Source organism: Micromonospora tarensis, assembly GCF_016803395.1.
Taxonomy (GTDB): Bacteria; Actinomycetota; Actinomycetes; order Mycobacteriales; family Micromonosporaceae; genus Micromonospora; species Micromonospora tarensis.
The window spans coordinates 1-7,726 of the sequence record NZ_JAEVHL010000282.1 but is presented as its reverse complement, the minus strand read 5'-3'; the positions used below and the strand labels follow the sequence as shown (position 1 = coordinate 7,726).

Here is a 7,726-nt window from a genome sequence, read left to right as displayed (position 1 = left end):
CCGACCTGCCCACCCCGCCCGGCACCCACTCAGTCACCCTGATCACCGGCGACACCGTCACCACCCGCCAGACCGCCAACGGCGGCACCCTCGACGTACGTCGTCCAGACGGCACCCCCGCGCCGGTGCGGGTGGTGGAGGCCGGTGACGACCTCTACGTCTACCCCCAGGCGGTGCTCCCCTACGTGGCCGCGAAGACGCTGGACAAGCGGCTGTTCAACGTCACCCGGCTGATCGCCGACGGGTACACCGACGCGCAGGTGGACCACCTGCCGCTGATCGTGTCGTACGCCGACGCGACGGCCGGTCTCCGCGCCGGCGGCGCACCGGCCGGCGCGACCCGCACCCGTACCCTGAGCAGCATCTCCGGTGCCGCGTTGCGCGAGGACCGCGACCGGGCCGACGAGTTCTGGGCCGCGATCACGGCCGCCTCCACCGCCAGGGCGACCGCCGCGACCGGCGACAGGGGACGCTTCTCCGGTGGCATCGCCAAGATCTGGCTGGACGGACGGGTTCGCGCCGACCTCGCCGACAGCACCGCCCAGATCGGCGCTCCCGAGGTGTGGGCCACCGGCGACACCGGCACCGGAGTACGGGTCGCCGTGCTGGACACCGGCATCGACGCGAACCATCCGGACCTGACCGGCCGGATCTCCGAGTCCGCGGTGTTCGTGCCCGGCGAGGAGATCACTGACCGGGTCGGGCACGGCACCCACGTCGCCTCCACCATCGCCGGCACCGGTGCGGCCTCGGGCGGACGCGAGAAGGGCGTCGCTCCGAACGCCACGCTCGCCGTCGGCAAGGTGCTCAGCGACGACGGCCACGGCCTGGACTCCTGGATCCTCGCCGGCATGGAGTGGGCGGTCCGGGACGCCGACGCCAGCATCGTCAACCTGAGCCTCGGCTCCGACCAGGCCAGCGACGGGACCGACCCGCTGAGCCAGGCGGTCAACACGCTCAGCGCCGAGACCGGCGCGCTCTTCGTCATCTCCGCCGGCAACGCCGGCGTACCCGGCAGCGTGTCCGCGCCGGGCGCGGCGGACGCGGCGCTGACCGTCGGCGCGGTCGACGGCAACGACCAACTCGCTCCCTTCTCCAGCCAGGGCCCGAGGATCAGCGACGAGGCCATCAAGCCCGAGCTGACCGCGCCCGGCGTGGGGGTGCTCGCCGCCCGCTCGCAGTACGCGCCCGGCGAGGGCTCGTACCAGACGATGGACGGCACCTCGATGGCCGCGCCACACGTGGCCGGCGCCGCCGCCCTGCTCGCCGCCAAGCACCCGGACTGGACCGGCCAGCAGCTCAAGGACGCCCTGGTCAGCACGACGAAGGCCACCCCGGCGTACGACGCCTACCAGGCCGGCACCGGGCGGGTCGACATCGCCGCCGCGGTTCGGGCCCCGCTCCTGGCCACCGGCACCGTCTCCACGAGCGTGCGCCACGAGACGGTGAAGGCGGGCGGCGGCACCGCCCCGGTGACGTACACCAACACCACCGGTCAGCCGCTCACTGTCGGTCTGTCGGTGCACGCCCCGGGCGCGCCGGCCGGCCTGTTCCGCCTCTCCGCGGCCCAGCTGACAGTGCCCGCGCACGGCACCGCCACGGTCACCCTGACCACTGACACCTCCCGGGCCACCGCCGGCGCCCGGTACACCGGCCAGGTGGTGCCGCCGGGCCGGACCGGAGCGTGCTGACCCGCACCGCGATCGCCGTCGGCACGTTCACCCCGTACCACCAGCTTCGGCTGGAGCTGACCGACCGGGCCGGCAAGCCGACCCGGGGCATGATCGAGCTGGGCCAGCCAGGCGGCTACGACATCGCCTTCGTCGAGACCGACGCGGACGGCGTGGCGCAGCTCTACCTTCCCGAGGGCGTCTGGTCGGCGATGAGCTTCCTGAACGTCACCGGCAGCCACGGGCCCAACTCGCTGGGCCTGGCGCTGCTCGGCGACCCGGACATCGACCTGCGCACGGACACCACGATCAAGCTGGACGGGAAGGCGGCCCGCCGGGTCGAGTCGACGGTGCCGCAGCAGACCGCCGACACCTTCACCCGGCTGGACTACTACCGGTCGCAGGGTGCGGGCCGGTGGCGATCGTTCATCGCCGGCGGGGTGTTCTTCGACAGCTTCTGGGCGCAGCCGACCAGCCGGGACGTGCGGCACGGCGACTTCTACGTCGGGGCCCGGTGGCGCAAGGAGCAGCCGGTGCTGACCGTGGGCACCGCGACGGTGGACTTCGACGACGTGGTCCGCCAGCAGGGCACCACCCAGCTCCCGCAGGGCAGATGGACGTTGCCGGCGGTCTTCGCGGGCAACGGCGCGGCGAGCGACTACGCCGGGCTGAACGCCCGGGACCGGGTCGCCGTGGTCCGGCGCAACTGGGAGGTCGGCGACGCCGAGCAGGCCGCCGCGGCGGCCGCCGCCGGGGTGAAGGTGCTGCTGGTGGTCAACGACTTCCCGTGGCGGGAGGTGCGCGACTACTCGATCGACTTCTTCACACCGACCCCGATCGAGGTGGCGATGCTCAGCACCGACGAGGGCGAGGCGTTGATCCGGCAGATCCAGCGCGGGTCGACCAAGGTCCAGGTCGGTTCGCAGCCGGTCGCCGACTACGCGTACGACCTGGTGCAGGCGTACCACAACCGGATTCCGCGCGAGCTGAGCCGGACCGAGACCCCGAAGACGCTGGCCCGGATCGACGTCGGCTTCAACCTCCCGACCGCGCAGACCCGGGGCGGGGAGTTCCGGTACGACTGGCCGTCGTACAACAACTGGGGCATCGGCCAGACCAGCAACCGGCCGCTCGCGGCGGTCCGTACCGACTGGGTGTCCACAGGTGACCTGTACACCTGGGGTCAGGAGGCGTACCTGGACGCCGCGACGTACCAGATCGACCCCCGGACCAGCTACCGGGCCGGCAGCCGAAGCCAGGAGCGGTTCTTCGCGCCGATCGAACGGCCCCACCTGAACAACAACTTCAAGCTGCCCACCCGCTCCGGGGACACCCTCAACCTGGACGTGCCCGGTTGGGGCGGGGCCGATCACGTCGGTATGGCGATGAGCGCCGCCGCGCAGACCAACCAGCTCTACCAGGGCGACAGGCTGCTCGGCCAGAGCAGCAGCACGTGGGTCAGCGGCACCGCGCCGGGCGCGGGTGACCTGCCGTACCGGCTGGTGGTCCAGACCACCCAGGATCCGACCGTCGGCCGGTACTCCACCAGCACCGACACCCGGTGGACGTTCCGGTCGAAGGCACCGGCAGCCGGGGTGGAGTCGAACGTGCTGCCGCTGCTCCAGCTCGACTACACGGTCGACACCGACCCGGCCGGCACCGCGCCGGGTCGGACGGACCTGACCGTGTCCGCCGCGCACCTGCCCGGCGCTACCGGGTGCGGCAACGTCCGGTCGATCAGCCTGGAGATCTCGTACGACGACGGCGCGCACTGGCAGCGGCAGTCGCTGGACCGTTCGCGCGACGGTTCCTGGACGGCGAACCTGCGGGCACCGAGGAACGCGGGTTACGTGTCGCTGCGGGCCAGCGCCACTGACGACGCGGGCAACTCGGTCAGCCAGCAAGTGATCCGGGCCTTCGGCGTGCGCTGATCGCCTGCCGTGACATCGCGGGACGCCCGGCCGGCGCCGACCGGCCGGACGTCCCGCGTGCCCGTCCTACCAGGCGGAGCCCCGGCAGAGCCGGATCCAGCGGTAGCCGTGGCCGGAGACCTTAACCGCGCCGAGCTTGCCCAACTCGCCGTAGCCACGATCGGTGAGCACGTCGATCGGCAGGTCGGCCTCCGGTTCGAGGCTGCTCAGGTCCACCTCGACGTCGTCGGTGCCCAGGTTGTGCACGAACACCATCGTCCCGGTCGGCCCGTCCGCCCGGTGCGCGAGCACCCCGGGCGGCATCGCCACGTCGATGTGGGTGGTCGAGCCGGAGCCGATCTCCGGGGCCTCCCGCAGCGTACGGATCATGCGCTCGAACCAGGCGAGCAGCGACTTCGGGTCGCCCCGCTGGGCGGTGACGTTGACCGTCTGGTAGCCGAACTCACCCTTGTCGATCACCGGGCGGACCAGCTTCTCCTCCTCCGCCGTGGAGAAGCCGGCGTTCGGCTGGTACGACCACTGCATCGGGGTACGGATCGCCTCCCGACCGGGCAGCGACAGATCCTCGCCCATCCCGATCTCCTCGCCGTAGCGCAGCACGGGAGTGCCACGCAGCGAGAACTGCAGGGCGTACGCCAGCTCGATGCGCCGCCGGTCGTTGCCGAGCATCGGGGCGAGCCGACGACGGATGCCCCGGTCGTAGATGCGCATGTTCTCGTCCGGGCCGAACTGCGCGTACACCTGGTTGCGTTGTTCGGTGGTCAGCCGGGACAGGTCGATCTCGTCGTGGTTGCGCAGGAAGGTGGCCCACTGCCCGCCGACGGGGAGCTTCGGGGTGTCCCGCAGCGCCTCGATCAGCGACTCCGGGTCCTGCCGGGCCAGGGCCAGCATGAGCCGGCCGTTGAGCATGAAGTCGAAGAGCATGTGGATCCGGTTGCCGGAGCCGCTGGCGTCACCGAAGAAGGTCGGCAGCTGGTCCGGTTCGACGTTCGCCTCGGCCAGCAGGACGGCGTCGCCACGCCGCCACTGCACGTGCTGGCGCAGCTCGGTGAGGAACTCGAAGTCCTTGGGCGAGTTCGGGTTGCCCGGCTCGGTCAGCTCGATGATGAACGGCACCGCGTCCATCCGGAAACCGGAGACACCGAGCTGGAGCCAGAACGACATGATCTTCTTGACCTCGGCCCGGACCTGCGGGTTGGCGAAGTTGAGGTCCGGCTGGAACTTGTAGAACCGGTGGTAATACCAGGCCTTCGCCGTCCGGTCGTAGCTCCACGTCTCGTTCTGCTCGCCCGGGAAGACCATGCCCTGGTGCCGGTCGTCGGGTTCGGTGTCGGACCAGATGAACCAGTCGCGGTACGGCGAGTCCGGCGACGAGCGGGCGGACTGGAACCACGGGTGCTCGTCCGAGGTGTGGTTGACCACCAGGTCGATGATCACCCGGATGCCGCGGTTCTGCGCCTGGTGCAGCAGCTCGGCGAAGTCCCCGAGGGTGCCGAAGCGGGGGTCCACGTTGTAGAAGTCGGTCACGTCGTAGCCGTCGTCGCGGTTGGGTGACGGGTGGATCGGGTGCAGCCACAGGCAGGTCACGCCGAGCCGGGCCAGGTAGTCCAGCCTTCCGATCAACCCACGGATGTCGCCGACCCCGTCGCCGTCGGAGTCGGCGTACGTGTCGATGTCGAGGCAGTAGACGACAGCTTCGGAATACCAACGGTCACCCATGCCGGAGGAACATCTCCGAACGATCAGCGCGGCAAACCCTTGGTTATCGTGCCAGTCATGGGAAACGACCTCGTACCGCCGAGTGAACCGTTGGACTGGTCCCAGGGTGCCTGGCTGCACCCGCCGGTACACGCCGAGCAGGGCCCGGCCGGTGAGCTGATCGTCGAGCCGGCGGCGGACAGCGACTTCTGGCGGCGGACCAGTTACGGGTTCGTGCACGACAACGGCCCGGCCCTGCTGGCGCCGCTGCCGGTGGGCACCGCCATGGAGGTCAGCTTCCGGCTCGACTTCTCGGCGCAGTTCGACCAGGCCGGTGCGTTCGTCCGGGTCGACGAACGTACCTGGACCAAGGCCGGTGTGGAGATCAGCGACGGCGAGGTCCAGCTCGGCGCGGTGGTGACCCGGGAGTTCTCCGACTGGTCGGTGGGGCCGGTGCCGGAGTGGGCGGGCCGGGAGGTGACGGTCCGGGTCAGCCGGGCCGGCGACGCGCTGACCGTCCGGGCCCGGGTCGACGACGAGCCGTGGCGACTGGTCCGGCTCGCCCCGCTGGACCCGGCGGCCGAGGCGGTGGCCGGCCCGTTCTGCTGCGCGCCGTCCCGGGCCGGGCTGACCGTGGTCTTCACCGGCTGGCGGCGGGGACCGGCGGACACCGCGCTGCACCCGGAGCACTGAGCGCAGGTGTAACACAGGCCCTGGTGGGTATGACCCTCCGATCCCCGACCACCGAGACGGAAGGACGACCATGTCGTACGCCCAGGCTGGCGACCCGTCCGAGTTCACCGGGTTGACCGGCTGGGTGGCCTCGGTGATCGAGGTGATGGGTCCGGCCGGCGTGGCTCTGCTGGTGGCGTTGGAGAGCATCGTTCCGCCGATCCCCAGTGAGATCGTGTTGGCGCTCGCCGGTTTCCTGGCCCACGAGGGCCAGTTCAACGTCTTCGTCGTGGTGCTGGCCGCGACTGTCGGCTCGTTGGTCGGCGCGTTGGTGCTCTACTGGCTCGGCGCGGCCCTCGGTGAGGAACGGCTCAAGCGCTGGTTGGACCGCATCCCGTTGGTGGACAGTGACGACCTGGAGCGGGCCGACCGGTGGTTCGAGCGGCACGGCCGGTGGGCGGTGCTGATCGGCCGGGTGGTGCCGGTGGTCCGCAGCCTGGTCTCCGTACCGGCCGGGGCCAACCGGATGCCGCTGGGTGAGTTCATCCTGCTGACCACCATCGGCAGCGGGGTGTGGAACGGTCTCATCGTGGGGGCCGGCTACGCGCTCGGGAGCCGTTGGCGGGACGTCGAGCGCTACAGCGACTGGTTCAACTACGCGATCGTCGCGGTCTTCGTCGTGATGGCGGCCGGCTGGGTGATTCGTAAGCTTCGTCGGCGTCGGGACCGCGACGACCGGCGGTCGGTGACCGCCGGTCGCTGATCCGCGTCACGGCTGGCGCTGCGCACCGCCAGCCGGGGTGGTCACGGCAGGGTGTCCAGGTGCGGGGCCACGGTGCGGGCGAAGGTGTTGCCGTTGCTGACGTCCCAGTTCACCGACCAGGTCATCGCGCCGCGGATGCCGGGGTAGGTGCGCGGCGGGCGGAAGCTGCCGCAGTTGGTGCCCCGGGCCAGGCAGTCCAGCGCGGCGTTGACCACGCTGGGCGCGACGATGCCGCCGCCGGCCGCCCCCGCTCCGGCGGGCAGGCCGAGGCCGACCTGGTCGGGGCGGAGCCCGGCCTCCAACTGGATGCAGGCCAACGCGACGATGAAGTTCACAGTGCCCTGGGAGTACGCGGCGTTCTGGTCGCAGCCGAGCATCGCCCCGGAGTTGTAGAACTGGGTGTTGACGACGGTGAGGATGTCCTTGATGTCGAGCGCCAGCTTGAAGTAGCCGCCGGCCGGGTTCTGCATGTCGATGGTCTGCGGCGCCATCGCGATGATCAGGCTCGACCCGACCTTGGCCCGCAACGCGCGCAGCGCCTGCGCCATGTACGCCGGGTTGAGTCCGTTCTCCAGGTCGATGTCGATGCCGTCGAAGCCGTACCGGGCGATCAGCGCGGCGGCGGTGTCGGCGAACGCGGTGGCCGAGGCGGCGTTGTTCACGGTGACCCGGCCGGTCTCGCCACCGACGGAGAGGATCACCCGCTTGCCCCGGCTGTGCAGGGTGCGGACGTCGTTGGTGAAGTCCGCATCGGTGTAGCCGCCGAGCGCGGCGGACAGCCCGGCGTCGACGCCGAAGGTGAGCGCGCCGGGCGTCGAGGTGGCCTCGGCGAAGGCGACAGCCACCAGGTCGTACTCGTTGGGGACGTCGCGCAGCCGCAGCTCGACGGCGGGGTTGTCGAAGTTGTGCCAGTAGCCGGTGAGCAGGTGCCTGGGCAGGTCGCCGGTGGGTGGCGGGTCGGTCGGCGGCGGGGTCGTCGGCGGTGGGGTGGT

The 7,726-nt window shown here is 71.2% G+C and carries 6 protein-coding genes; 4 read left to right on the top strand and 2 right to left on the bottom strand.

What is annotated here, in order from left to right:
• Nucleotides 1-1,691 (top strand): S8 family serine peptidase (locus JM949_RS31350; protein ID WP_203151726.1); only part of this gene is annotated, 1,691 nt, incomplete at its 5' end.
• Nucleotides 1,685-3,601, top strand: a complete 1,917-nt coding sequence (locus JM949_RS31345; RefSeq protein ID WP_203151725.1) for a protease-associated domain-containing protein — start codon at nucleotides 1,685-1,687, stop codon at nucleotides 3,599-3,601. The genes JM949_RS31350 and JM949_RS31345, both read left to right, overlap by 7 nt.
• Nucleotides 3,602-3,667: 66 nt before the next feature.
• Here the strand turns inward: JM949_RS31345 and JM949_RS31340 are convergent, their stop codons facing one another.
• Nucleotides 3,668-5,320 carry an alpha-amylase family protein gene (locus tag JM949_RS31340; RefSeq protein WP_203151724.1) on the bottom strand — a complete coding sequence of 551 codons (1,653 nt, stop codon included), beginning with the start codon at nucleotides 5,318-5,320 and terminating at the stop codon, nucleotides 3,668-3,670.
• 57 nt (nucleotides 5,321-5,377) lie between these two features.
• Between JM949_RS31340 and JM949_RS31335 the strand changes: the two genes are divergently transcribed.
• Both JM949_RS31335 and JM949_RS31330 read left to right on the top strand, forming a co-directional pair.
• Nucleotides 5,378-5,992 carry a DUF1349 domain-containing protein gene (locus JM949_RS31335; RefSeq protein WP_203151723.1) on the top strand — a complete coding sequence of 205 codons (615 nt, stop codon included), beginning with the start codon at nucleotides 5,378-5,380 and terminating at the stop codon, nucleotides 5,990-5,992.
• 70 nt (nucleotides 5,993-6,062) lie between these two features.
• The gene (locus tag JM949_RS31330) at nucleotides 6,063-6,734 is read left to right on the top strand and encodes a DedA family protein (RefSeq protein ID WP_203151722.1); all 672 of its coding nucleotides are present in this window, start codon (nucleotides 6,063-6,065) and stop codon (nucleotides 6,732-6,734) included.
• Between the two features lie 41 nt (nucleotides 6,735-6,775).
• On the opposite strand, the gene JM949_RS31325 is transcribed toward JM949_RS31330, so the two are convergent.
• On the bottom strand, nucleotides 6,776-7,726 hold a 951-nt coding region (locus JM949_RS31325; RefSeq protein WP_203151721.1), incomplete at its 5' end, for a chitinase.

Coding starts and splice junctions, on each gene's coding strand:
- JM949_RS31340 (WP_203151724.1), bottom strand. CDS start 5,320: ATGGGTGACCGTTGGTATTCCGAAGCTGTCGTCTACTGCCTCGACATC.
- JM949_RS31335 (WP_203151723.1), top strand. CDS start 5,378: ATGGGAAACGACCTCGTACCGCCGAGTGAACCGTTGGACTGGTCCCAG.
- JM949_RS31330 (WP_203151722.1), top strand. CDS start 6,063: ATGTCGTACGCCCAGGCTGGCGACCCGTCCGAGTTCACCGGGTTGACC.